General features: G+C 66.1%; 18 protein-coding genes. 9 read left to right on the top strand and 9 right to left on the bottom strand.

The annotated features are described in order from the left end of the window. On the top strand, window positions 1–125 hold a 125-nt coding region (locus ABZW74_RS17680; protein WP_355278025.1), incomplete at its 5' end, for an AraC family transcriptional regulator. Window positions 126–131: 6 nt separating this feature from the next. On the opposite strand, the gene ABZW74_RS17685 is transcribed toward ABZW74_RS17680, so the two are convergent. Together ABZW74_RS17685 and ABZW74_RS17690 are read right to left on the bottom strand one after the other, a co-directional pair. After that, window positions 132–701: a LemA family protein gene (locus ABZW74_RS17685; RefSeq protein ID WP_355277986.1), complete on the bottom strand. Its 570-nt coding sequence runs from the start codon at window positions 699–701 to the stop codon at window positions 132–134. Between the two features lie 41 nt (window positions 702–742). After that, a complete protein-coding gene (locus ABZW74_RS17690; protein ID WP_355277989.1) occupies window positions 743–2,536 on the bottom strand; it encodes a DUF2207 domain-containing protein in 1,794 nt (597 codons plus the stop codon). Between the two features lie 257 nt (window positions 2,537–2,793). Here ABZW74_RS17690 and ABZW74_RS17695 point away from each other — a divergent pair, with 257 nt between their 5' ends. From ABZW74_RS17695 to ABZW74_RS17710, 4 genes are all read left to right on the top strand, one after another. Next, entirely contained in the window at window positions 2,794–4,071 is a 1,278-nt protein-coding gene (locus ABZW74_RS17695; RefSeq protein ID WP_355277992.1) for a GAF domain-containing protein, read from the top strand. A 180-nt stretch (window positions 4,072–4,251) separates the two neighbouring features. Continuing rightward, entirely contained in the window at window positions 4,252–5,115 is an 864-nt protein-coding gene (locus ABZW74_RS17700) for a hypothetical protein (protein ID WP_355277995.1), read from the top strand. A 250-nt stretch (window positions 5,116–5,365) separates the two neighbouring features. Beyond that, the gene (gene adh / locus ABZW74_RS17705) at window positions 5,366–6,889 is read left to right on the top strand and encodes an aldehyde dehydrogenase (protein ID WP_240857415.1); all 1,524 of its coding nucleotides are present in this window, start codon (window positions 5,366–5,368) and stop codon (window positions 6,887–6,889) included. 53 nt (window positions 6,890–6,942) lie between these two features. Beyond that, on the top strand, window positions 6,943–7,365 hold the full coding sequence (locus ABZW74_RS17710) for a DUF779 domain-containing protein (protein WP_240857414.1): 423 nt from the start codon (window positions 6,943–6,945) through the stop codon (window positions 7,363–7,365). Here the strand turns inward: ABZW74_RS17710 and ABZW74_RS17715 are convergent. Both ABZW74_RS17715 and ABZW74_RS17720 read right to left on the bottom strand, forming a co-directional pair. Continuing rightward, window positions 7,358–8,158 (bottom strand): PIG-L family deacetylase, encoded by an 801-nt coding sequence (locus tag ABZW74_RS17715; protein ID WP_355277998.1) that lies wholly within the window; start codon window positions 8,156–8,158, stop codon window positions 7,358–7,360. The genes ABZW74_RS17710 and ABZW74_RS17715 overlap by 8 nt on opposite strands. Before the next feature lie 70 nt (window positions 8,159–8,228). Then, entirely contained in the window at window positions 8,229–8,699 is a 471-nt protein-coding gene (locus ABZW74_RS17720; protein ID WP_240857412.1) for a hypothetical protein, read from the bottom strand. A 158-nt stretch (window positions 8,700–8,857) separates the two neighbouring features. Between ABZW74_RS17720 and ABZW74_RS17725 the strand changes: the two genes are divergently transcribed. Next, window positions 8,858–11,035, top strand: a complete 2,178-nt coding sequence (locus tag ABZW74_RS17725; RefSeq protein WP_355278001.1) for a DUF2254 domain-containing protein — start codon at window positions 8,858–8,860, stop codon at window positions 11,033–11,035. 12 nt (window positions 11,036–11,047) lie between these two features. Here ABZW74_RS17725 and ABZW74_RS17730 read toward each other — a convergent pair whose 3' ends face one another. The 4 genes from ABZW74_RS17730 to ABZW74_RS17745 all read right to left on the bottom strand — a co-directional run bounded on the left by ABZW74_RS17730 (window position 11,048) and on the right by ABZW74_RS17745 (window position 15,158). Further along, on the bottom strand, window positions 11,048–12,700 hold the full coding sequence (locus ABZW74_RS17730; RefSeq protein ID WP_355278004.1) for a hypothetical protein: 1,653 nt from the start codon (window positions 12,698–12,700) through the stop codon (window positions 11,048–11,050). A gap of 175 nt (window positions 12,701–12,875) precedes the next feature. Continuing rightward, window positions 12,876–13,259: a DUF4189 domain-containing protein gene (locus tag ABZW74_RS17735; RefSeq protein ID WP_240857409.1), complete on the bottom strand. Its 384-nt coding sequence runs from the start codon at window positions 13,257–13,259 to the stop codon at window positions 12,876–12,878. Window positions 13,260–13,542: 283 nt separating this feature from the next. After that, complete coding sequence (locus ABZW74_RS17740; protein ID WP_355278007.1) at window positions 13,543–14,124, bottom strand: DUF937 domain-containing protein; 582 nt, start codon at window positions 14,122–14,124, stop codon at window positions 13,543–13,545. 23 nt (window positions 14,125–14,147) lie between these two features. Continuing rightward, a complete protein-coding gene (locus ABZW74_RS17745; protein ID WP_355278027.1) occupies window positions 14,148–15,158 on the bottom strand; it encodes an alpha/beta hydrolase in 1,011 nt (336 codons plus the stop codon). A gap of 462 nt (window positions 15,159–15,620) precedes the next feature. On the opposite strand from ABZW74_RS17745, the gene gltB reads away from it, so the two are divergent. Next, window positions 15,621–20,252: a glutamate synthase large subunit gene (gene gltB, locus ABZW74_RS17750; protein WP_355278009.1), complete on the top strand. Its 4,632-nt coding sequence runs from the start codon at window positions 15,621–15,623 to the stop codon at window positions 20,250–20,252. After that, window positions 20,245–21,699: a glutamate synthase subunit beta gene (locus ABZW74_RS17755; protein ID WP_355278012.1), complete on the top strand. Its 1,455-nt coding sequence runs from the start codon at window positions 20,245–20,247 to the stop codon at window positions 21,697–21,699. The genes gltB and ABZW74_RS17755 overlap by 8 nt, the downstream gene beginning before the upstream one ends. Window positions 21,700–22,165: 466 nt before the next feature. Here the strand turns inward: ABZW74_RS17755 and ABZW74_RS17760 are convergent, their stop codons facing one another. Next, window positions 22,166–22,606 carry an SRPBCC family protein gene (locus tag ABZW74_RS17760; protein WP_240857405.1) on the bottom strand — a complete coding sequence of 147 codons (441 nt, stop codon included), beginning with the start codon at window positions 22,604–22,606 and terminating at the stop codon, window positions 22,166–22,168. A gap of 220 nt (window positions 22,607–22,826) precedes the next feature. Between ABZW74_RS17760 and ABZW74_RS17765 the strand changes: the two genes are divergently transcribed. Beyond that, a complete protein-coding gene (locus ABZW74_RS17765; RefSeq protein WP_240857472.1) occupies window positions 22,827–23,648 on the top strand; it encodes a cutinase family protein in 822 nt (273 codons plus the stop codon). The last annotated feature ends 192 nt before the right edge of the window (window positions 23,649–23,840 follow it).

Consider the following 23,840-nt stretch of genomic DNA (forward strand, 5'->3'; position numbering starts at 1 on the left):
CGGCCGACGGCACGCTGGCCACCCTCGCCGCCGAACTCGGCTACGCCGACGAGGCGCACCTGGTGCGGGACTTCCGCACGGTCACCGGCCTGACGCCGCGCGAGTTCACCGCCCGATTCACCTGAGAGAGTTCAGAACTGGACCTGCGGCGGAGCCTGCTGGCCCTCGGGTGCCCGGTAGAAGTCGCGGTTGCCGACCTTCGCGATCCCGGTGAAGAGCATCCACGGAATGGTCTGCACCAGGCTGTTCAGGCGGGCGACGGCGTCGTTGTAGAACTGCCGGGCGAAGGACAGCTTGTTCTCGGTGTCCGACAGCTCGTTCTGCAGCTGGATGAAGTTCGACGACGCCTTGAGGTCGGGGTAGTTCTCGGCGACGGCGAAGAGTCGGCCGAGCGCCTGGCCGAGTGCGCCGTCGGCAGCGGCCTTCTGTTCGACAGTCCCGTTCTGTGCGGCCTGGGCGACCCCGGCTCGTGCGGCCGTGACCTCCTCGAAGACGCCGCGCTCGTGGGCCGCGTACCCCTTCACGGTGTTGACGAGGTTCGGGATCAGGTCGGCGCGCCGGGTCAGCGCGACGTCGATGCCGCCGAGCGCTTCCTGCGCCGCGATGTCGGCGCGGCGCAGCTTGTTGAAACCGACCATGGCGAACACGGCCAGGAGTACGACGATCACCACGATGATAACGATCAGGATGATTGCGGTCATTCTTCACATGCCTTTCGCGTAAGTGCTTCCATGATCTCCGGTCACCAGGAACCCCCGCCACCACCGCCACCGCCGCCGGAGAAACCGCCGCCACCACCGCCCGAGGAGGACGACGACTGAGTGGCCGAATAGGCCGACAACGACGACGACAGGCTGGACTCGAAACTGTCGAAACCGCCCGCGTCGCCGAAGAACCCGTGCGTGGTGCTGCTCGAGGTGGGAACGAACCACACCGGTACCGGAGGTTCGGAGCCCGTCGCGATCCGGTACTTCTTGGCCCACGCATCGGCGCAATCGAAGGCGACGGCATAGGGGATGTAGTCGGTGTAGAGCTCACGCCGGGCGCTGAAGTCGAGACGTTCCTGATTCGACGTCGTCGAGATCAGACGCTCGAATCCGCCTGCGCGGGACCAGATGTCACGTCCGAGCAAGGTGCGTCGCGTTCCGACGCCTGCCGCGTACAGTCCTGCGCCGCCGATGGCGAAGGCGGCGATGGGCGCGACGATCAGCGAGAACGGCAACCATTGGAAGAAGAACAGCACCGCGGCCACCACGAGTGCCAGCGCGACCAGTGCGCGACCGGTCCATTCGAATCTGCTGGTGTTGATGGCGCCGCTCTCCGCCGCCCACTTCGACGTCGCGGACGCCAGCGCCCCGGTGGCCGCCTGCAGCTTCTCGCCGGCGTCGACCGAGCCGTCGGTGGTGAAACTACGTCCGGCTTCTCCCGTCAGGTACAGCGCCCCCGCTGCCGCCCGAGAAGGCGCGTCGATCTGTTGCCACGCACTGCTGTCGACGAGGGAGGTGACCGTCCACTCGGTGCCGTCGCGGTCGAGGCGGACGTATCCACGATCCGCCAGGTAGAGCAACGTCGCGACGAGTGCCCGTTTCGGCATCCGCTCGCGCGTGACGAAATACGACTGCACCGGACCGAGGTACCCACCGGGCCGCTGCGGATCGGTGGGTGGCTCGTACATCACCGGCAGAAGCGGCGTCGACTCGCGGCTGCGCAGCACCCACGCGACGCCGATCCCGAAGGTCAATAGCGACAGCAGCGCCAGCACGATGGCCACCCACAGCGATCTGCCCAGGATGGGGTCGAAGAACACGGGCCATGCGGTGGCGTCTCGCTCCGGTGCGGCCGACGGCAGGTCGGCGCGGAAGGTCACCCCGGTGTTGGGGTGGAGCGCGCCGGTGGTCACCGTGAACTGCGTCGGGCCGGATCTCGTGATGGTGCAGGCCGTGCCGTCCCTCGTGCGGCACGCGGTGGCCAGCGGTGCCTCCGGGAGGTCGACGACGGTCTCCGATCGGGCGATGGCCATCCGCCAGCCGTCGGGCACGACGCGCCACAAGAACCGAGACGTGTCGCCGCCGCTCCAACTCCCTGCCGTCATGTCCTCGGCGCTGCTCGGTGCGATCGCTCCGGCGATCTCGTAGGTGATCACATAGGTGTGGATGCCGGGCGTGAGATACCTGTCCGGATCCCCGATCTTGGCGACGCGGAACCGCTTTCCCGATTCCCAGCTGAAGTCCACCGGCACCGAACCGTCGTCGAGCGCGACAGTGATGTTCTCGGGGATGTAGCGAACATGCGAGTCGGCTGAATCGGTGACGTCCCAGAACCGGAAGATCCCGTGCCGGGATGCCGGGAAGTCCGCGGTGATCGTCTCGCGGGCGGTGAGCCTGCCGTCGGCGGCGACGCGGTATTCGGCGCGGTACTCGGTGATGCTGACGGGGTCGACTCCCGAACCGGCGTCGTCGTCGACGTCGATCAACGGGATCGCCAGGCCGATGAGCGCGAGCACCGCGACGGCGACCGACATCAGTACACGCTTCATCCACGGAAGCCTAGTGGTGTGTCTCCAACGCCGGAGACTGGTCACGTATTTTCCGAGACACACCACAAGTAAGTGACTCTGTCGATCGTCACTCCAGGTGGGAGGGTATGTCTCACCTTCGACCGACACGCCCCGAAACGGGCATGCGGGCTACTCTGGACTCGAGCACGCGCGAGCGACTCCGTCGGGGGAATGTTGCCGAGGTCACACTTGGCACGGCAGAATCGGAACCCTATGAGGCAATCGACGGAGGATGAATGAGCGACGCAGCCGCCGTGGCCTCCCGGATCCGTCAGGCGTACGAGAATTTCCTGTCGGGTATCACCCCGCCCGAGGACTCCGTCCGGTCGGTGGTGCGAGAGTCGTGGGCGCGTTCCCTCAACCGCGGTGTCGACCCTGGTGAGGCCGATCCCGACAAGTCGTCGACGCCGACGATGAGCGAGTCCGAATTCACCGAGTACCGTGCAGCGCACCCCATCACCGCCGTTCGACCGCTCGTACAGTCGTTGATGGTCGACGCGATCGCCGACTCGGGTGTCGTGGTGGCGCTGACCGATCAGGTGGGACGGCTGCTGTGGGTCGAGGGCGAGACGGGTGCGCGCGACAAGGCCAGCCACATCAACTTCGTCGAGGGTTCGGTGTGGAGCGAAGAGGTGGTCGGCACCAACGCGCCTGGGCTGGCGCTGGCCGTCGACCGCGGCGTGCAGGTCGTCGGACCGGAGCATTTCTCCGGGGCTGTACAGGAGTGGAGTTGCGCGGCCGCCCCGGTGCACGATCCGCTGACCGGCCACGTGATGGGCGTGATCGACGTGACCGGAGGCCGGGAGGTGGCAGCGCCTTTCGCATTGGCGGCGGTGCGGTCGGTGGTCGCCGCTGTGGAGCGTGAATTACAGTCCAAGGCAGTTGATCTGGCAGACCCCAATACTTTTGTCGAGACGATCGAGGGCGCGCGTCTCACGGTGCTGACGGACCAGGGATATCGGTGGCAGCGCGCCGGCGCGTCGTCGAGGACATTGTCCCGCAGGCACGCCGAGATTCTTGTTCTGCTGCAGGCATTTCCCGAGGGGCTCAACACCGAGCAACTGGCGCTGAAGCTGGCCGAGGACGGCATCGACCCGGTCACCGTGCGCGCCGAGATCTCCCGTCTGCGTCGCGATCTCGGCGACGACGTGGTGGGTTCGCGACCGTATCGGCTGACGGCAGAGTTGTCGTCGGACGTCGGCGACATCCGCGCGCGGGTCGCGTCGGGAGGCGAACTCGAGTCGGTGATCGACGAACTCGGCCGTGGCGGTCTGCTGGTGGAATCGGCGGCGCCCGGCATCGTCGAGATCTTCGAAGAACTGCGCGAAGACGTGCGTTCGCGGGTGATCGCCGAAGGGAATGTCGGGGCGCTGCGGAAGTGGACGTCGTCCATCCATGGTCGCGACGACCTCGCTGCCTGGCGGCGCCTGGAGCATCGGCTCCCCGTCGGACATCCCGACCGCGCGGTCGCCGGTGGACGCATCCGGCTGCTCGACAAGCGGTACGGCCTCTAGCTCGACCCGCGGAAATCTGTACGTGGGAGGTCCGTCGGGTGCACAGTGCAATTGGCGAGGCTCCCAGGTACAGGTTTCCGACGAGGCGAGCTGTCCACAGTTGGGACGGTCTCCACAGATTCGGCGGTGCCCGGGCTGGGCTGGTCGCACGGGGCCCTTCGGGCGTCGATGCTGCCGCGCATGGAATTCGAGAAACTGATCGAGACGTTCGGCGGCGTCGTCTCGACCGCTCAGCTCATCAGGTGCGGCAACACCGAACGGGAGATTCGGGAAGCGATGGCAATCGGATTCCTGACACGGATACGGCACGGCTGGTACGCGACGCGCGACGCGGATCCCGTTGTGGTGAAAGCTGTTCGCTCCGGTGGCGTGGCGTCCTGTCTGACTGCACTCGGCAAGCACGGGGTGTGGGTACCCGAGCATCCACGTGACTGCCATTTCCGGGTGACCCGGCATGGGCAGATCAAGGCCGACGACGCGTGTCGTCGCTACGGGCGTGACGTCGCCGCGGTGGGCGCCGTCGACGACGTCGCGACCGCGCTGCTGTACTCACCACATTGCGTCGACGAACTGGGTTTTCGCGTCCTGTGCGAGTCAATCCTGAACAAGAAGCTCATGAGACGCGCCGCGATGGTGAAGCTGTTCAAAGGTGGGCCGGCCTACCTCACCGACATCGTCCGCCATGCCGACGACAAACCCGAGTCGGGGACCGAGACCATCGCGGCGCAACGATTCATCGGCGCGGGCTTCTCTGTGCGCCCGCAGGTCTGGATTGCACCAGACATCCGCGTCGACCTGCTCGTCGGCGAGGTGCTGGCGCTCGAGATCGATTCGCGAGCGCATCACACCGGTGAGGACAACTACGAAAGCGACCGGGCTCGCGACCTGAAGGTGACGGCGCTCGGCTACATCCCGCAGCATCTGACTTACAAACAGGTGGTCCATCAGTGGCCGAAGACGCTCGAACAGCTTCAGATCCTGGCGCGACTTGGGATGCATCGGGGTCCACGTCGGCGCAACGGGCGACGGAAGATTGCCGGCTGAGCGCCGTCGGATGTCTGTACGTGGGAGGGCCGTCAGGTGCACTGTGCAGCTCACGGGGCTTCCAGGTGCAGATTTCCGACGAGGTCGGAGGGCTGTGATCAGCGCAGATGCCACGTTGCAACCGCTGCAACGCACGTGCAACCAAGGCACTCCTACTCTGTGCAACAGATCACATGCAGACCACTCAGTGGCTCATGTGACAACCACAACGTCCTCGCCCAGCGAGGCCGACATCGAGGAGTTACACCACATGACTGTCTACGCAAAGCCGGGAGCCGAAGGCTCGGTCATGAGCTACGAGTCGCGCTACGACAACTGGATCGGCGGCCAGTGGACCGCACCGGTCAAGGGCCAGTACTTCGAGAATCCGTCGCCAGTGGACGGCAAGGTCTTCTGCGAGATCGCGCGCTCGACCGCCGAGGACATCGACCTCGCGCTGGACGCCGCACACAAGGCCGCGCCGCAGTGGGGCAAGGTGCCGGTGGCCGAGCGTTCGCTGGTCTTGCTGCGCATCGCCGACCGCATGGAGGAGAACCTCGAGAAGCTGGCCGTCGCCGAGACCTGGGACAACGGCAAGGCGGTCCGCGAGACCCTGGCCGCCGACATCCCGCTGGCCATCGACCACTTCCGCTACTTTGCCGGTGCGCTGCGCGCCCAGGAGGGTTCGATCTCGGAGGTCGACGAGGACACCGTCGCCTACCACTTCCATGAGCCCCTCGGTGTGGTCGGTCAGATCATCCCGTGGAACTTCCCGATCCTGATGGCGGTCTGGAAGCTCGCACCTGCGCTTGCCGCGGGCAACGCGGTGGTGCTCAAGCCTGCCGAGCAGACCCCGGCGTCGATCCTGTACTTGATGAGCCTGATCAGCGACCTGCTGCCGGCCGGCGTGCTCAACGTCGTCAACGGCTTCGGCGTGGAGGCCGGCAAGCCGCTGGCGTCGAGCAACCGCATCCGCAAGATCGCCTTCACCGGTGAGACCACCACCGGCCGCCTGATCATGCAGTACGCCTCGGAGAACCTCATCCCGGTCACCCTGGAACTCGGTGGCAAGAGCCCCAACATCTTCTTCGACGACGTGATGAGCGCCGACGACGGCTTCCTCGACCGCGCGCTCGAAGGCTTCTCGATGTTCGCGCTCAACCAGGGCGAGGTCTGCACCTGCCCGAGCCGTGCGCTCATCCAGGAGAACATCTACGACGACTTCATCGGCAAGGCCGTCGACCGGGTCAGCCAGATCAAGCAGGGCAACCCACTCGACACCGACACCATGATGGGTGCGCAGGCGTCGAACGACCAGTTCGAGAAGATCAGCTCCTACCTGGCCATCGGCAAGGAAGAGGGCGCCAAGGTCCTCATCGGCGGCGAACCCGCCGACCTGGGCGGCGACCTCTCCGGCGGCTACTACATCAAGCCGACCGTGTTCGACGGCCACAACAAGATGCGCATCTTCCAGGAGGAGATCTTCGGCCCGGTGCTGGCGGTCACGACCTTCAAGGACTACGCCGACGCCATCCACATCGCCAACGACACCCTCTACGGACTCGGTGCCGGTGTGTGGAGCCGCGACGGTGCGACCGCCTACCGTGCGGGCCGCGAGATCCAGGCCGGCCGCGTGTGGACCAACACCTACCACGACTACCCGGCACACGCCGCCTTCGGTGGGTACAAGCAGTCGGGTATCGGCCGCGAGACCCACCTGATGATGCTCGAGCACTACCAGCAGACGAAGAACCTCCTCGTTGGATACGCTCAGAACGCGAAAGGATTCTTCTGATCCGGAACTTCGTTCGGATCGGGGTCTTCTTCTAAGCCAAAGAGGTGTAAGACATGACCACCGAACAGCAAGCAGTTGATCGGGTGGTCGCCACAGACGCCGCCGTGCAGCTCCTGACGAAATTGTCGGAGCTGCACGGCGGACTCATGATCCACCAGTCCGGTGGGTGCTGTGACGGCTCGGCCCCGATGTGCTATCCGGTCGGGGAATACCGTGTCGGACAACGTGATGTGTTGGTCGGCGAGATCGAACTCCCGGAACCCATTCCGGCGGTGCGGGTCTGGATCAACGGCGACCAGTTCGAGCTGTGGAAGCACACCCAGATGATCATCGACGTCGTCAAGGGGCGCGGCGCGGGATTCAGTCTCGAAGCGCCCGAAGGGGTTCGGTTCCTCGCACGCTCGCGTGTGTTCAACGAGGAGGAGAACACCTGGCTCGAGGCGTGCCCGCCGCGGCGCGGCGCGGAGGTCAGCTGACCGACGGATGGTCGAGCCACCAGGCTCGAACCATGCCGTCGGGCCGGCCGGGTTCGATGTAGTGCTCGGTACCAAAGGCAAACGGGAACATCTCGATCGGCAGTTCCAGGAGCTGCTTCACGTCGCTCTGGCTGGCATGACACGCCAGCGCCTCGCGTTTGGTGTACACATCGTCGCCGAGGTCGACGGCCCAGTGCAGTTCCGCCTCGGGGGTTCCGATCGGGTTCCCGTCGTCGCCGCGGGTGTCCGGGTCGAACCCTTCCATGCCCATCTCGGTTGCAAGCGTGAACAATTGACGCATGAGATCGCGGTTCATCGTGACCTCGAGGTAGCGCGGCGTTCTGGCCGCCAGGTCGACAGCTGCGCGAGTGGCCTTGTGCAACATGACATGATCGGGGTGGCCGTAGCCGCCGTGCCAGTCGTAGCCGACGACGACGTCGGCATCTTCCTCGTCGAGCAGGTCGGCCAGGCGGCGTGCCGCTTCGCCGAGGTCGGCGCGTGAGAACACTCCGTCGGCACCGTTCTGCGACCATCCCGTCATGCCCGAGTCGCCGTAGCCGAGCCATTCCACCCGCGCGGTACCGGTGATGGCCGCCGACGCCTCCGCCTCGCCGCGGCGTCGAATCGCCACTGTTTCGCCAGGGGCCAGATCACCTGGGTCATCGCCCGGATCGCCGTCGGTGCAGTAGACGACGACCACCCGATGTCCCTCCCGCGCAGCGCGAATCATGGTGCCCGCGGTGCCCGTTCCCTCGTCGTCGGGGTGGGCGTGGACGAAGACGATTGTGCTCACCCGTCGATCATGTCATCCGACGACGCGCCGGGCCCGCGACCTCTCGGTCACGGGCCCGGATTGTTCGTCCTCACCAGAGGTCGAAGCCGACGTTGGTGTTCGGGTAGTGGCTGGTGAAGTTGTGGTTGATCCGGTACTGGCCGGCGCTCGCACCCGACACACCGGTGGTCCCGGTGTTGGTGTTGGCCTGCGAGTTCAGCACCTCGTAGGTGGCGGTCGGCCCGCCGACGCCGATGCGGTAGGCGACGGTCGCGGCGAGCTTGGTGCCGTGCGGTGCGACGACGGAGATGGTCTCGCTGGCGCCCGGTGCCAGTGTCTGGCGGGCTCCGCTGACGACGACCCCGTTGCCGCTCGTGCCGGTGCTGAGCAGATGCTCGGTCTTGTTGGTGTGGTTGGTGATCGTCATCGCGATGGTCGGCTCGCCGGGGTGCGTGACCGGCAGGGTGCCGGCATTCGCGATACCGGCGAATCCTGCTCCGACGGCGGCGATTCCGGCGACTCCGGCGGCGGCTGCGGTGATGCGGCGGGTGGTGGTGTTCATGGGTTTCTCCTCGGTGTGCGGCGGGGTTCTCCTGTGGTCTTGCCTGACACCGAGAACTTTGCCGTGGATCGGTTCCGGGCGGATTCCGCCAACCATCTGATGGATCGGATGAACGGGACTTCCCCCGATCGGGGGACATGCAGGGATAGCCTTCTGTGATGGCGGAGTGGTTCGCGCGCGACATCGTCGACAACGGGCGATTGCCGCTGTTCTTTCTGCTCATCGCGTTTGTCCTGACGTTCCTGTTCATCCGGTTGAGCGTCCGGATGATCCGTGCCGAGGTGAGTTGGTGGCCGGGCAACGTCACACCCGGTGGCCTGCACATGCATCACGAGTTCTTCGGTGTGATGCTGATGCTGATCTCCGGCTTCTCCTTCGTCGTGCTGTCCAACTTCCATACCCCCGTGGCGGATTGCGTCTTGGCCGTGGTGTTCGGGATCGGCTCTGCCCTGGTGCTCGACGAGTTCGCACTGCTCCTCCACCTGCGTGACGTGTACTGGGAGGAGGAGGGGCGCGCGTCGGTCGACGCGGTGTTCGTCGCCATCGCGTTCGTGCTGCTGTTCCTGGTGGGATTCCGGCCGGTGGGGTTTGCCGATGTCGCCGATGTGCAGAACGCCCCGACAGTCGGGGAGAAGATCGCGGTGATCGTCCTGGTCGCCATCGTCGGACTGCTGGCGATCATCACCCTGTTCAAGGGCAAACTCTGGACCGGTTTCCTCGGCCTGTTCATCTCACCGCTGCTGATCGTCGGCGCCATCCGGGTCGCACGGCCTCAATCCCCCTGGGCACGTTGGCGTTACGTCGATCACCCGGGAAAGATGGCCAAGTCGCGGGCACGTGAGCGGCGGTACCGGCAACCGCTGATCCGGTGGAAGGTGGTGGTGCAGGAAGCGCTGGCCGGACGGTTCGGGATTCCGGAAGCACCCGCCGAACCCGTCGTCGTGCCGCCGAACCCGCAGCATCCGCGGCGCGCGCCCAACCGGGTCGCGTCGGCCATCCGATGGCGCCGGACGCGGAGGCATCTGGAGCGCCGGCCGCCGTGGCGTCTGCCGGTCACCATGGTGTCGGTCTCGATCGTCGTGGCCGTGATTGCCGCGCTGGTCGACGACGACCTCGAACTCCGCGAGCTCGACGTCGGGACGACAGCAACCCTGCTCGGCGTGATCGCCGGTGCGATGGCCACACTCACCGGCCTGGTGTTCACCGCGGTCACCCTGGCGATGCAGTTCGGGGCGTCGCAGATCTCGGTCCGGGTGATCCCGATGTTCCAGCAGGATCCGGTGATGCGGTGGTCGATCGGGGTGTTCCTGTCGACCTTCGCGTTCACGCTGATCATCGCGCTCGACCTGGCCACGGGTGCCGAAGGCGGGCCCGGGATCTCGACGGGTGTCGCACTGGGAATGACGCTGCTGAGCGTGTACATGTTCATCATCCTGATCGGCAAGGTCGGCAGCATCCTGAATTCGTCGCAACTGCTGCGCTGGGTGGAAACCGAGGGACGCGGCGCCATCCGCAGGCTGTATCCCGACGAGATGCCTGTCGACATGGAGCGAACCGTTGCGCGCATTGGTTCCGACGACGATCGGGTCACCGACACAGAGCCGGGAATGATCGTCACCCTGCGGGACATTCCCACGCGTGGCAGGGTGCTGCTCGCCATCGATCTCGCGCGTATCCAGCGGCTGGCAATTCGGTGGGATGTCCAGGTGGACTTGCTGATCGGGATCGGCGACTTCGTCCCGAACAATGCCGGGGTCTTCGAGGTGTTCGGCGATCGTCGCCGGGTGCATCCGCATCAACTGCTCACCTGCCTGCTGTTCGGTGACACCCACTTGCCTGAGGTGAGTCCGGCCGCGGCACTGCAGGCGATCACCGACGTTGCGCTCAAGGCACTGTCGCCGGCCATCAACGATCCCAGTCGCGCGGTGCAGGCGCTCGATCACATCGAGAATCTCCTACTGATGTTGGCGCCGCGAGTCTTCGCTGATCAACAGTCCGGCTCGCTGTCGATGATCCGGGGCTACCGTCGCAGCTGGGCAGATTGTGTCGCCATCGGAACCGATCAGATCCGGCAGTACGGGGCGGGTTCGGCACAGGTCGAGCGCCGGCTCCGTGCGCTCTTCGAAAACCTCATCGCGCAATGCCCCGACGTGCAGGACGCCCCACTGATCGAGCGACTGCAGGCGCTCGACGAGCAGGTCGAACGAGAGTGGCCGACCAGTCTCGACCGCCGGCTCGCGTCCGAGGCCGATGTGCAGGGGTTCGGCTCCGAGAGCGGCCGGACGCGGGGGCGTCGTCTGAGCATCAACAGGCCGAAGCCTGATCCCCTGGAGTAGTGGCAAGCACCTTTACTTGTAGGGCCGGGGCACGATCTCGGTGCGGGGCTCCGCATGCTGTGGCGGTAGCGGACCGGACGGGTGGGGAGCGCTCGGCCCCGGTTGCGGGGTGGGCCACGCCGGAGCGGGGGGCGGTTGCGGAGCGAACCCCCTGGACGGCGGCGCGAATGGCCCGGATTGTGGCGCGAACGGTCTGGATTGGGGCGGACCGTAGGGGGGCGGTGCATACGGCGGCGGTCCATACAGCGGCGGGGGTGGGGTAGGACCCACGCCCGCGGAGGCGAACATCTCCGGATGCGCCCGCACATACCCGGCGACCCACGAAAGCCCCAGCCCCAGGGCGACAGTGGCGGCGAGCAGAAATGCGTCGATCGCGATCGTGCCGGCGGCATCCGAGTACACGGCCGGCGGCGTATCCGGCAGGCCGGACCAGGGAGCAGCGAAGACGAGTGGCGTGGCGAGCAGTGCCCACAGGCTCTTGGCGAGAACAACGATGAAGCCGGCCGCACACGCCGCAAGGAACAGGTGCCGACACAACGTCGCCGGCCACGCACTCGTCCCGCCGCGTGCCTCCAGTATGGCGAAAACTCCTATCACCACCGCGAATACAGTCATCGCGGCGACCGCGCCCAGCGCGAGAGGGCGACGTTCCTGTGGCGCCGCGGAACTGATGCCGACCGCGAGCAAGGTGCACACCACGATGCCGAGCACGCCCGACGCCACATGCATTTTCTGCCAGTTACCCGAGCCCATGGCCGCTGTGGCCGGGATCAGAAGAGCCACGCTCAGAGCGCTCGCCGCGGCGAGCAGAGCGCGCCACCGTTCGGCGGAGACGTTGTCCCACATGCTGACCGGCTCCTGGGACAGTGGATGCTTGGTGACCGACGTGACCAGGCGGTCGATTCCGAAACCCAGCCAGGCTGCGCCGACAAGAGCGGCAACCACACCAACGCGGCTGAACAGGACGATGAAGAAGATTCCGCCGTAAGGGGTTTCGGTCCCGGAGAGAGTGGCGTCGAGCTGCTCGTAGATGTTTCCGGGACGTGTGGACTCACTGAGTCCGTTCAGCGCCGAGACCATGGCTTGAGTGCACCCCAACGCGACCAAACCCCCGACCGGAGCGGCGAGCAGTGCCCATTTGCTGGCGCGCCGAGTGCTCATCCAGGCGACGAGAAGTGCGATGAGGGTGAGGAAGCTGGACCAACCCGACGATGAGAACCCAGGGTCGGGCGGTTCGTCGGTCGGTGTCACGGTCGCGGCGACGAGCCCGAGCGAGAGCACTGCCGGTATCCACACCAGTCGCGCCGAGAGCGCCCGTCCGAACGGACGGGTTCCCGGTCCCGATGTGATGAGGATCGCGGGCAGACCGCAGAGCAGAAAGGTCACGACGCCGATGATGCAGATGGTGGTGATCACTTCTGCCTGGGTGACCGGTGTGGTGCGGCCCTGGAAGAACTCCCCGTTGCCGTAGGCGAGTTGCAGTACCAGGCTGGCCGGATAGGCCAGTACATAGACGACCGAAGCAACAACGACACCGACGAAGCCCCGTGGAACGGTGCGCTGCGATCGGTTTGCGGCACCGGGGTGAGCGTGGGGGTGAAAGCCCGCTCCTGCCGGCGGTGGGAAGTGCTGCGAGCCATATGGATCCGGCGCAGGCATGTTCATCGCCCGATTATAGGGATATGCCCGGTCGGCTATCTGTCACCCGATCGAACCAATCGGCGGCGTCGTCTGAGCATCAACACCTCCAAGCCCGGCCCGCCCAGGCCCTGACCAAAGAAACTGCGCCCCACCCGAAGTGCGGGTGGGGCGCAGTGTTCTCGATCAGATGGGGCAGGTGTCAGTAGCGGTCGGTGCACACCCAGCGGGCGACGTAGCCACGGAGGCCGAGCTTGCGCAGGGCCGCGCGCTTCGCCGAGCCGGGGCTCTCGTAGCCACGCGCCCAGGCGACGCGCGTTCCGCCGTTCGAGTAGGCAACCGCACCGCAGGAGTTGTAGAAGGTGAAGTAGCCGCAGTCGTAGCCGCAGCGCGACCGGACGGCGCGAGCTGCGGAGTTGCTGCTCGGATAGTTCCAGGCGCCGGCAGTGCCGCCGTCGTTGTCGTAGGCGATGGCGCCCCAGTAGATTTCCTGGGCCTTGGCCGGGGCGGGTGCCGAGAACAGCGACGCGCCGAGGGCGAGGGACATGGACAGCACGATGGCTGCGATGATGCGGCGTGAATTCATGGGTGGATATTAACCATGCACTCAGGTTCAGTCGTACGACTGGGTCGCTTGTTTCATTCGTCCGACGGACAGCGCCATCATGCTCGCTGAACAGGGGAATTCAGACATTCGGAGCGCCGTCGGCGACGTCGGGTGAGTGCGCGCGCCGGTGGGTGCGGCGATGAACTCCCTGGTCACGGTGATCGTGCAGGCCTGCCGTTTGTGAGCAGAGCCTATGAATTCGCTGAGCGAGCGAAATCGTCGTTGTGACGGGTATCACTCGGTGGAATCGCTTGCCGCAGCGCTACTTCCGGCCGCCGAGGATCGATCCGAGTAGATCCCCCAAGCCGCCCGCCGAACCGCCGCCCAGGATGCCGCCGAGCACGCTGCCGAGTCCGCCGGCGGCGCCACCTCCACCACCGAGTGCGCCGCCGAGAACCGACCCCAGGTCACCGCCGCCGTTGGTGGTGTTTCCGGCCCCACCGGTGATCTTGCGGACGAGGAAACTCAGCACGATCGGCGCGAGGATGGGCAGCGTCTTCTTGATGAGGCCCTGGTCCACCGACGCCGCGGGCACCTGCTCGGAGAGTGCCCCCGCCACCTGGTCGGTCTGGTTGCCAAAGATGTTCGCGACGATCTTCGATCCGTCGTCGGTGTCGACATCGCCGAGGTCGATGGTGCCCTGGGCGAGGTCGTTGTCGTGCTGCTCCAGTGCCGAGGCGAGGCGTTGCGCAGAGTTCTCGTCCTGCGTCTGGGCCTGCAGTCCGGTGAGCAGGGCCGGAATCGCCTGGGCGGCAGCGGCGCGCGCCGAGGCCTCATCGGTTCCCAACTGGTTGGCGATGTCGCCGATCGGGAGCCGGGACAGGAGTTCGTCGACGTCGGACATGATGTGCCTCTCGCTCGGTCAGGTCAGAAGGGATGAGCCGCGTTGATGAACTGACCGGCCGATGCGAGAGCGTGCCGCGACTCGGGCGCAAGACGAGAAAACATCTGGAAGACGTGGCCTTGATCGGGCCACTCCTGCAGGACCGACGTCGCACCCGCGCGGACCAGGGCACGGTGGGCGGTTCGGGCGTCGGCGCCCATCACCTCGAGGCCCCCGAACTGGATCAACGTGCTCGGCAGGTCCATGTCGGGGGTCAACCGAATGCGCATCCGCGGGTGATCGGCGTCGGCGGTGTGCGTGTACAGCTTGAGGATTCGCTGCGCGGCGACCGCATCGATGATGGGGTCACGCTTGCCGGCCCGCTGGAAGTCGACGGCGAGCGAGAAGGTCGGGTCGTAGAGCGGGGAGAACAGCACCATCGTCCCGGGTTGTGCGGTGCCGGACGCATGGTTGGCGGCGAGCAGGTCGAATGCGAGGTGGCCGCCGGCGGAGTCACCGGCGATGACGATCTGGTCCGGCCGGAATCCCTGGGACAGCAGCCACCGGTAGCCGCGGATGGCGTCGTCGCCACCGGTCGGCCATCGGTGATCGGGTCCGAGTCGGTAGTCGAGCGAGAACGCCGACATGCGCGTCCGGTTACTCAGCCGAGCGACCAGACCGCGGTGGGTGCGTGGCGAGCAGACGACATACCCGCTGCCGTGCAGGTAGTAGATGATCCGCTGGTCCGGGTGGATCGGACCAGGTGCGACATGCGTGCCGGTGACCCACTCGCCACGGACCTCACCGCCGTCGAAGCGTTCGCGGATCTCGACCGCGCGGGTGCCGGTGGGGACCGGGCACAGCGCCGTCAGCGACCGGTTGACCCCGGGCCGCATGGCTCGGATCATCTGCGCGGTGATTCTCGGATGGGACGCCCGGGCCGACGACATCAGCGGGCGGGCGACGTGGGCGAGGTAACTGTTGGTGGCCCTCGCGCGGGACGAACCACGACTGCCCGCCGGGCCCAGGGGACCAACGGGCGCTTCGCCCGGGATCGGTCCGTCGGGGGACAGCTCGATCTCATTGGGCAATGGCAACGTTGCGCTCACGCGCTAGACAGTAGTCCGGCAGGGTTCGCCAGGGAGTGAAATCGGGCGTAAACGTGGCGCCAACCCGCGTGTAACCTGCGTGATCAGTCTCGATGTGGTAGCCGGATTTCAATAGTTGACCCCCGGCGTGAGAAAATGGCCGACAATGCTCATACGACTGCGAGCGGGCCGAGACGGCTGCACGTGAGCTGAGGGTGAAGCAGGGTGGTGCCGGGCGGCGTGCGCGTCTGCCGGCAGCCGCATCAGCAACGGCGCTGATGGGAGATACCACCATGTGACCGTCGGATCTACCCAGGTCAGCCCCCGATTCGGGCAGGTCTCGACGCGTGGTCACGGGACTCGCGTGTCCCCCAGACATTGACGACGTGGATGCGTGTGCCCATCTGGCACACAAAGTGAGGCGAAGTTATGAAGCATGCTCCGGGCCGGGTCGGTCTCTACGACCCTCGCAACGAGCACGACTCGTGTGGTGTCGCGTTTGTCGTCGACATGTATGGACGGCGTAGCCGCGACATCGTCGACAAGGCGATCATGGCGCTCGTCAACCTCGAACACCGAGGAGCCGCCGGCGCCGAACCGAACACCGGTGACGGCGCGGGCATCATGATCCAGGTACCCGACCGCTTCCTGCGCGAGGTCGTGGACTTCGAGTTGCCCGTCGAGGGCCGCTATGCGACCGGCATCGCCTTCCTTCCCCAGGGGGCCGAGGACGCCCGCCAGGCATGTGCCGGCGTGGAGAAGATCGTCGAGGCCGAGGGATTGAGCCTGCTCGGCTGGCGTGAGGTGCCCACCGTCGACTCCTCGCTCGGTGCTCTGGCGCGCGATGCGATGCCGACGTTCCGTCAGCTGTTCATCTCGCTGCCCGACGCCATCGCCGCCGGCGAGCCGTCGGACGACGAGCGGATGGAACTCGAGCGGCGTGCCTTCGTGGTGCGCAAGCGGGTGCAGTACGAACTGGGCACCAAGGGTGCCGGTGCCGACGGTCCAGGCCGCGAGACCGTCTACTTCCCGAGCCTGTCCGGGGCGACCTTTGTCTACAAGGGCATGCTGACCACCCCGCAGCTTCGCGATTTCTACGTGGATCTGCAGGATTCGCGGGTGGAAAGTGCACTGGGCCTGGTGCATTCGCGCTTCTCCACCAACACCTTCCCGTCGTGGCCGCTGGCCCATCCGTTCCGCCGGGTCGCCCACAACGGCGAGATCAACACGGTCACCGGCAACGAGAACTGGATGCGGGCCCGCGAGGCGCTCATCAACACCGACGCGTTCGGTCCCGATGCGGCTGCCAAGATCTTCCCTGCGTGTAGCCCGGGAGCATCGGACACCGCACGATTCGACGAGGCGCTCGAATTACTCCACCTCGGTGGCCGCAGCCTGCCGCATGCCGTGCTGATGATGATTCCCGAGGCGTGGGAGCGGCACGAGTCGATGAAGCCCGAGCACAAGGCCTTCTACCGCTATCACTCGGCGCTCATGGAGCCGTGGGACGGCCCCGCGTCGGTGTGCTTCACCGACGGCACCGTGGTGGGTGCGGTGCTCGACCGAAATGGTCTGCGCCCCAGCCGAATCTGGGTCACCAAGGATGGTCTCGTGGTGATGGCGTCGGAGGTCGGCGTCCTCGACATCGACCACTCCGACGTAGTGCAGAAGATGCGTCTGCAGCCGGGCCGCATGTTCCTCGTGGACACCGCGGCCGGCCGCATCGTCGACGACGAGGAGATCAAGGACGAGCTCGCCGCCGAGCAGCCGTACGCCCAGTGGCTCGACGACGGTCTGGTGGAGATCGACGACATCGCCGCGCGTCCGCACATTCACATGGCACACGAGCGAGTTGCGTTGCGCCAGCAGGTGTTCGGGTACACCAACGAAGAGCTGAACCTGTTGGTGGCGCCGATGGCCAAGACCGGCGCCGAGGCGATCGGGTCGATGGGCACCGACACCCCGATCGCGGTGCTCTCCGCGCGGCCGCGGATGCTCTTCGACTACTTCCAGCAGCTTTTCGCCCAGGTCACCAATCCGCCGTTGGACGCGATTCGTGAAGAGGTGGTCACCAGCCTGGGTGGCACCATCGGCGCCGAGGCCGACCTGTTGAATCCCGGCCCGGGCTCGTGCCGCCAGATCGTGCTTCCCGAGCCCGTTCTGGACAACGACGCGCTGGCCAAGCTGGTCGACATCGAGGACTGCAAGACCGCCAGCGGTCGCGACATCTCCGACTTCCAGAGCCTGCACGTCCACGGGTTGTACCCGGTCGAAGAGGGTGGCGCCGGTCTGCGCCGCGCGCTCGACGAGATCCGCACCAAGGTGAGTGCGGCGATCGACGACGGCGTCAACCTGATCGTGTTGAGCGACCGGGAATCCGACGAGAAGTCGGCACCCATTCCGTCGTTGCTGCTGACCGCGGCTGTGCACCACCACCTGGTGCGTGAGCGCAAGCGCACGCGCGTGGGACTCATCGTGGAGTCCGGCGATTGCCGCGAAGTCCATCACGTGGCCGCGCTCATCGGTTTCGGTGCGGCCGCGGTCAATCCGTACATGGCCTTCGAATCCATCGAGGACATGGTGGAGCGCGGTGCGCTCGGCGACATCGACTTCGCGAAGGCGCGCGCCAACTACATCAAGGCCGCGGGCAAGGGCGTGCTCAAGGTGATGAGCAAGATGGGCATCTCCACGCTCGCCTCCTACACCGGCGCCCAGCTGTTCCAGGTGATCGGCATCGGGCAGGAGACCGTCGACGAGTTCTTCACCGGTCTCAACAGCCAGCTCGACGGCATCGGCCTCGACGAGGTCGCTGCCGACGTCGCCAAGCGCCACGCGCTGGCGTTCTCCGAGCGACCCACCGTGCGCGCCCATCGTGAGCTCGAGGTCGGCGGCGAGTACCAGTGGCGGCGTGAGGGGGAATACCACCTGTTCAACCCGGACACGGTGTTCAAGCTGCAGCACGCCACCCGCACCGGGCAGTACTCGGTGTTCAAGGAGTACACCAAGCTCGTCGACGATCAGTCGCGCAAGATCGCTTCGCTGCGTGGTCTTTTCGACTTCAACTTCGGCGACCGCGATCCGATCCCGATCGACAAGGTCGAGCCGGCCCGCGAGATCGTCAAGCGGTTCTCGACCGGCGCCATGAGCTTCGGCTCGATCTCGGCCGAAGCGCATGAGACCCTGGCCATCGCGATGAACCGGCTCGGTGGGCGGTCGAATTCGGGTGAGGGCGGCGAGGATCCGCGTCGCTTCCATCACGACGAGAACGGCGACTGGCGACGCAGCGCGATCAAGCAGGTCGCGTCGGGCCGCTTCGGCGTCACCTCGCACTACCTCTCCAACTGCACCGACATCCAGATCAAGATGGCGCAGGGTGCGAAACCCGGTGAGGGCGGCCAGCTTCCGCCGCACAAGGTCTACCCCTGGGTGGCCGAGGTGCGCGGTTCGACACCGGGCGTCGGGCTGATCTCGCCGCCGCCGCACCATGACATCTACTCGATCGAGGATCTCGCACAGCTGATCCACGACCTGAAGAACGCCAACCCGGCCGCACGTATCCACGTGAAGCTGGTCAGCGAGGTCGGTGTCGGTACCGTCGCCGCCGGTGTGTCCAAGGCGCACGCCGACGTCGTGCTCATCTCCGGTCACGACGGTGGCACCGGCGCGACCCCGCTGACCTCGATGAAGCACGCCGGTGCGCCGTGGGAGATCGGTCTCGCCGAGACGCAGCAGACGTTGCTGCTCAACGGACTCCGTGATCGCATCGTGGTGCAGGTCGACGGTCAGCTCAAGACCGGCCGCGACGTCGTGGTGGCCGCACTGCTCGGCGCCGAGGAATTCGGTTTTGCCACGGCGCCGCTGGTGGTCTCCGGGTGCATCATGATGCGGGTCTGCCACCTCGACACGTGTCCGGTGGGTGTGGCCACCCAGAATCCGCTGCTGCGTGAGCGTTTCACCGGCAGGCCGGAGTTCGTCGAGAACTTCTTCCTCTACATCGCCGAGGAGGTGCGCGAACTCCTGGCTCGGCTGGGCTTCCGCACGCTGCAGGAAGCGGTGGGTCACGTGGAGGCGCTCGACACCGGAAAGGCGTTGGCGCACTGGGGTTCGGCCAAGGCGGGCAAGCTCGATCTCAGTTCGATCCTGTCGGCTCCCGAGTCGCCGTTCATGAACCAGGACCTGTACTGCTCCGGCGTCCAGGATCACGCCCTGGACAAGGCGCTCGACCAGCAGCTGATCGCGCAGAGCCGCGAGGCCATCGACAACGGCACCCGGGTGTCGTTCAGCTCCAAGATCACCAACGTCAACCGCACGGTCGGCACGATGCTCGGTCACGAGGTCACCAAGACCTATGGCGCGCAGGGTCTTCCGGACGGCACGATCATGGTCGACTTCACCGGTTCGGCCGGCAACAGCTTCGGTGCGTTTGTCCCCAAGGGCATCACGCTTCGACTCGAGGGCGACGCCAACGACTTCGTCGGCAAGGGGCTCTCGGGTGGGCGGATCGTGGTCCGTCCGGCCCGCAACGCGCCGGAAGACTTTGTCGCCGAGGACAACATCATCGCGGGCAACGTCATCGGATTCGGCGCCACCGCAGGCAAGATATTCTTGCGCGGCGTGGTCGGCGAACGATTCTGCGTGCGTAACTCGGGTGTGACGGCCGTCGTCGAGGGCGTCGGCGATCACGGCTGTGAGTACATGACCGGTGGCCGGGTGGTGGTGCTCGGCGACACCGGGCGCAACTTCGCGGCCGGCATGTCGGGCGGTATGGCCTACGTGTACGACCCCGAGGGCAAGTTTGCCGACAATCTCAACACCGAACTCGTGGACATCGAGGAACTCGACACCGAAGACGTCGAGTTCCTGTCGGCGATCATCACCGAGCATCGCGCGGAGACCGAATCCCCGGTCGCGGCTGCGATTCTCGAGGACTTCGACGACACGCAGAGCCAATTCGTCAAGGTGATGCCGCGTGACTTCAAGCGAGTGCTCGCGGCGATCGAGGCGGCACAGCGGGATGGACGAGATGTGAACGAAGCGATCATGGAGGCCGCACGTGGCTGACCCCAGAGGATTCCTCAAGCACCCCGAACGTGACCTGCCGGACCGTCGTCCGGTGGAGTTGCGTCTGCTGGACTGGAAAGAGGTCTACACCGACTTCGCGCACTCGGATCTGCAGACGCAGGCCAGCCGGTGCATGGACTGCGGTATCCCGTTCTGCCACAACGGCTGCCCGCTCGGGAACCTCATTCCGGAGTGGAACGACCTGGTCTACAAGGACCGGTGGCGCGAGGGTATCGAGCGCCTGCACGCGACCAACAACTTCCCGGAGTTCACCGGGCGGCTGTGTCCGGCCCCGTGTGAGGCGTCGTGCGTGCTGGGTATCAACCAGCCGCCGGTGACCATCAAGCAGGTCGAGGTGGAGCTCATCGACAACGCCTTCGACAACGGCTGGGTGACCCCGGTGCTGCCCGCGGAGAAGACCGGCCGTTCGGTGGCCGTCGTCGGATCGGGACCTGCGGGACTTGCTGCCGCGCAACAGCTCACCCGCGCCGGCCACGACGTGACGCTCTTCGAGCGCGCCGACCGGATCGGCGGACTGCTGCGTTATGGCATCCCCGAGTTCAAGATGGAGAAGCGCCACATCGACCGTCGCCTCGAGCAGATGGAGGCCGAGGGCACCGTCTTCCGCGCCGGCGTCAACGTCGGCGTCGACGTGACCGTCGAGCAGTTGCGCACCGACTTCGACGCGGTGGTGCTCGCCAACGGTTCGACCATCGGTCGCGATCTGCCGATCCCCGGACGCGAGCTCGACGGCATCCATCAGGCGATGGAATTCCTGCCGCAGGCCAACCGGATTCAGCTCGGCGACGAGGTCGAGGGCCAGATCACCGCGAAGGGCAAGAAGGTCGTCATCATCGGTGGCGGCGACACCGGTGCGGACTGCCTCGGCACCTCGCTGCGCCAGGGCGCCGAGATCGTGCACCAGTTCGAGATCATGCCGCGTCCGCCGATGGAACGTGCAGAGTCGACCCCGTGGCCGACCTACCCGTTGATGTACCGCGTCTCATCCGCCCACGAAGAGGGTGGCGAGCGGGTGTTCTCGGTCAACACCGAGAAGTTCACCGGCGCCGACGGCAAGGTCACCGCGCTCCATGCGCACGAGGTGGTCATGCGCGACGGTCGCTTCGAGAAGGTCGAGGGCTCGGACTTCGAACTCGAATGCGACCTCGTCCTGCTGGCGATGGGCTTCGTCGGACCCGAGCGCGAGGACTTCCTGGACAAGCTCGGCGTCGAGTACGACCAGCGCGGAAACATCAAGCGCGACGACAACTTTGCTGCCGTCGGGCAGCCTGGTGTGTTCGTCGCCGGTGATGCCGGCCGTGGTCAGTCGCTGATCGTGTGGGCCATCGCCGAGGGACGGTCGGCCGCCGCGGCCGCCGACGCGTTCCTCACCGGTGCCTCGGACCTGCCCGCCCCGATCTACCCGACGCAGGTCGCGCAGCGCTGAGGTTGCCTGACTCGAAGAATTGGGTGACCGGCTCGCTGACCAGGGCAAATGAACTGGCAGCCTGCCCGCAAAATCTAGGGGAAGAGTTTCTTCCCCGGGTTTCGTAGTCGTCCGCGAGAATTTTCTAGGGGAGGACACCAAGGGTAGGGGACGAGTTATCTTCCCCTAGTTTCTTGGCGGGGACCTCTGTGATGGTTGACCGCGAGGGCGGCTTCGCCGTCCTCCGAGGCGCGTGGTCGGCGTGTCGCGATTTCAGAAACTGCGTGTCTGGTCAGAAACCCGAGGCGCACCAGCGGTTTCTGGCCGCACCTGCGGTTTCTGGCGGCAAGCGCTAGCTACGCGAGCATCGAAGCGCACAGTGAGACAAGTTAATTGGTCGACCAGATAGTGACGGTCGCCGGGCCTCCGAGGCTCCTCGCCAGCGCTCGTCGCGCCTCAGGCAGCGGAGTTCGGCTGCAGATCGAGATCACTGAGTGGCCTTTTCGATCGCACGCGTCATCTGCGGCGGCACCGTCTGCGCCAGCCGGTTGAACCCGAGCTGCGCGAGCGGGTCGGCGAGGCGCGCAAGCCCGTTGAAGTCGACGTGCGCGTGGTAGGTGACCTCGGTGTGCCTGTCGTCGACGCTGACCAGGGAGAGGTCCTCGGTGCTTGTGGCGGTCTTGTTGGTGCCGGTGAACACGATGTGGTCGGTGTCGTCGCGGGTGAGTTCGTAGACAAGGGTTGTCGAGATGCCGAACAGCCGCGACTCGTTGTGCCACTTGGTGCCGCGGCTGATCGGATCTGTTCCGATCTGTTCACACGACTGCGTGCCCGGATCCCAATCCACCGCGTTGGCGAAATCCCGCAAGTAGGCGGCCACCTCGGCGAGTGGACGTTCGACGGTGAATGAGCGGCTGACGTCGACCATGCTTTCCTTTCGGCTTGGAGTCGCTTTCCCAGGTGTATTCGTCGCCGTCGCCGGATCGGATGCCGGGTTTCGTGACCCGCCTCGGCGTCCTAGACTCGCCGATATGCAACGCCGAGCACTACAGCCACGTGCCGGCCGGAGGGTGAACCGCATGTCGAAGAGAATCGTCGCCGCCTGTTTCGCGGTGTTGTCGCTGGTTGCCGGGGTAGCGGTGTCGGTTATGCCGACCGCGACCGCCGCACCGGCGGGCTGCCCCAAGATCTACGTGCTCGCCATTCCGGGGACCTGGGCCAACGGCGCCAGTCCCGGCATCATGGCGGAGATCACGAGTGGGCTCGGAGCCGACACCAAGGTGTCGTTCGTCGGCTACGACGCCACGGCGTTCCCGTGGGAGCGAGCGATCTACGGCAAGTCCAAGGCGCAGGCCGTGGCCAACACCAAGGGCCTGGCCCTGAGCATGCTGCGTCGTTGTCCGGGCACCAGGATTGCGCTGACCGGTTACAGCCAGGGTGCCGACGCCGCGGGTGACGTGGCGTCGGAGATCGGCACCGGTCGCGCCGAGATCCGACCAGGTCAGGTCGCCGGGGTGGTGCTGATCTCCGATCCGCGCCGCTCCCGCAAGGACAATCTCGTCGGCCCACCGGTGCGCGGAGAGGGCAGCGGCGGCCCGCGGCTCGACGGCATGGGCTGGGTGCTGCCGCGCGCCTTCACCATCTGCGAACCCAAGGATATTTACTGCAACGTTCCGCGCGACTGGTATCTGACACGCATCGTCGGGTACCTGGCCGAGACCAGCAACCCGACGCCCAGCCAGATCCTGCAGTATCAGGCCGAGGCAGGAGCAATCGTCGCCGAACTGCTCACCCTCGGTGGGCCGGGCAAGATCGTCGGCGAGCTCAGCAACAAGCGAGCCCGGGAACAGATCATCTCCTTCGACAACTTCCTGCAGTCCGGAGCGCACGGCAGCTACCGCACCTTCCAGGTGAAGCCCGGCGTCACCGCAGTCCAGTGGGCGCACCAGTTCCTGGCGGGGCTGGCCTGAACCGGGGAGTCGGTAAGAATCCCGCTGACCTGCGGAAATGGGCCCGCGTCGTGCCCGCAAAATCTAGGGGAAGAACTTCTTCCCCGGGGTTCGTAGTCGTCCCCTAGAAAATTCGCGGGGAGGACTCCAAGAGTAGGGGACGAGTTTCTTCCCCTACTTTCTGTGGGCCGGATCAGGCCGGAGTTGGGTCTG

This window comes from Gordonia sp. NPDC003585 (assembly GCF_040610755.1).
Lineage (GTDB): Bacteria > Actinomycetota > Actinomycetes > Mycobacteriales > Mycobacteriaceae > Gordonia.

Coding starts and splice junctions, on each gene's coding strand:
- ABZW74_RS17685 (WP_355277986.1), bottom strand. CDS start 701: ATGACCGCAATCATCCTGATCGTTATCATCGTGGTGATCGTCGTACTC.
- ABZW74_RS17690 (WP_355277989.1), bottom strand. CDS start 2,536: ATGAAGCGTGTACTGATGTCGGTCGCCGTCGCGGTGCTCGCGCTCATC.
- ABZW74_RS17695 (WP_355277992.1), top strand. CDS start 2,794: ATGAGCGACGCAGCCGCCGTGGCCTCCCGGATCCGTCAGGCGTACGAG.
- ABZW74_RS17700 (WP_355277995.1), top strand. CDS start 4,252: ATGGAATTCGAGAAACTGATCGAGACGTTCGGCGGCGTCGTCTCGACC.
- adh (WP_240857415.1), top strand. CDS start 5,366: ATGACTGTCTACGCAAAGCCGGGAGCCGAAGGCTCGGTCATGAGCTAC.
- ABZW74_RS17710 (WP_240857414.1), top strand. CDS start 6,943: ATGACCACCGAACAGCAAGCAGTTGATCGGGTGGTCGCCACAGACGCC.
- ABZW74_RS17720 (WP_240857412.1), bottom strand. CDS start 8,699: ATGAACACCACCACCCGCCGCATCACCGCAGCCGCCGCCGGAGTCGCC.
- ABZW74_RS17725 (WP_355278001.1), top strand. CDS start 8,858: ATGGCGGAGTGGTTCGCGCGCGACATCGTCGACAACGGGCGATTGCCG.
- ABZW74_RS17730 (WP_355278004.1), bottom strand. CDS start 12,700: ATGAACATGCCTGCGCCGGATCCATATGGCTCGCAGCACTTCCCACCG.
- ABZW74_RS17735 (WP_240857409.1), bottom strand. CDS start 13,259: ATGAATTCACGCCGCATCATCGCAGCCATCGTGCTGTCCATGTCCCTC.
- ABZW74_RS17740 (WP_355278007.1), bottom strand. CDS start 14,124: ATGTCCGACGTCGACGAACTCCTGTCCCGGCTCCCGATCGGCGACATC.
- gltB (WP_355278009.1), top strand. CDS start 15,621: ATGAAGCATGCTCCGGGCCGGGTCGGTCTCTACGACCCTCGCAACGAG.
- ABZW74_RS17760 (WP_240857405.1), bottom strand. CDS start 22,606: ATGGTCGACGTCAGCCGCTCATTCACCGTCGAACGTCCACTCGCCGAG.
- ABZW74_RS17765 (WP_240857472.1), top strand. CDS start 22,827: ATGCCGACCGCGACCGCCGCACCGGCGGGCTGCCCCAAGATCTACGTG.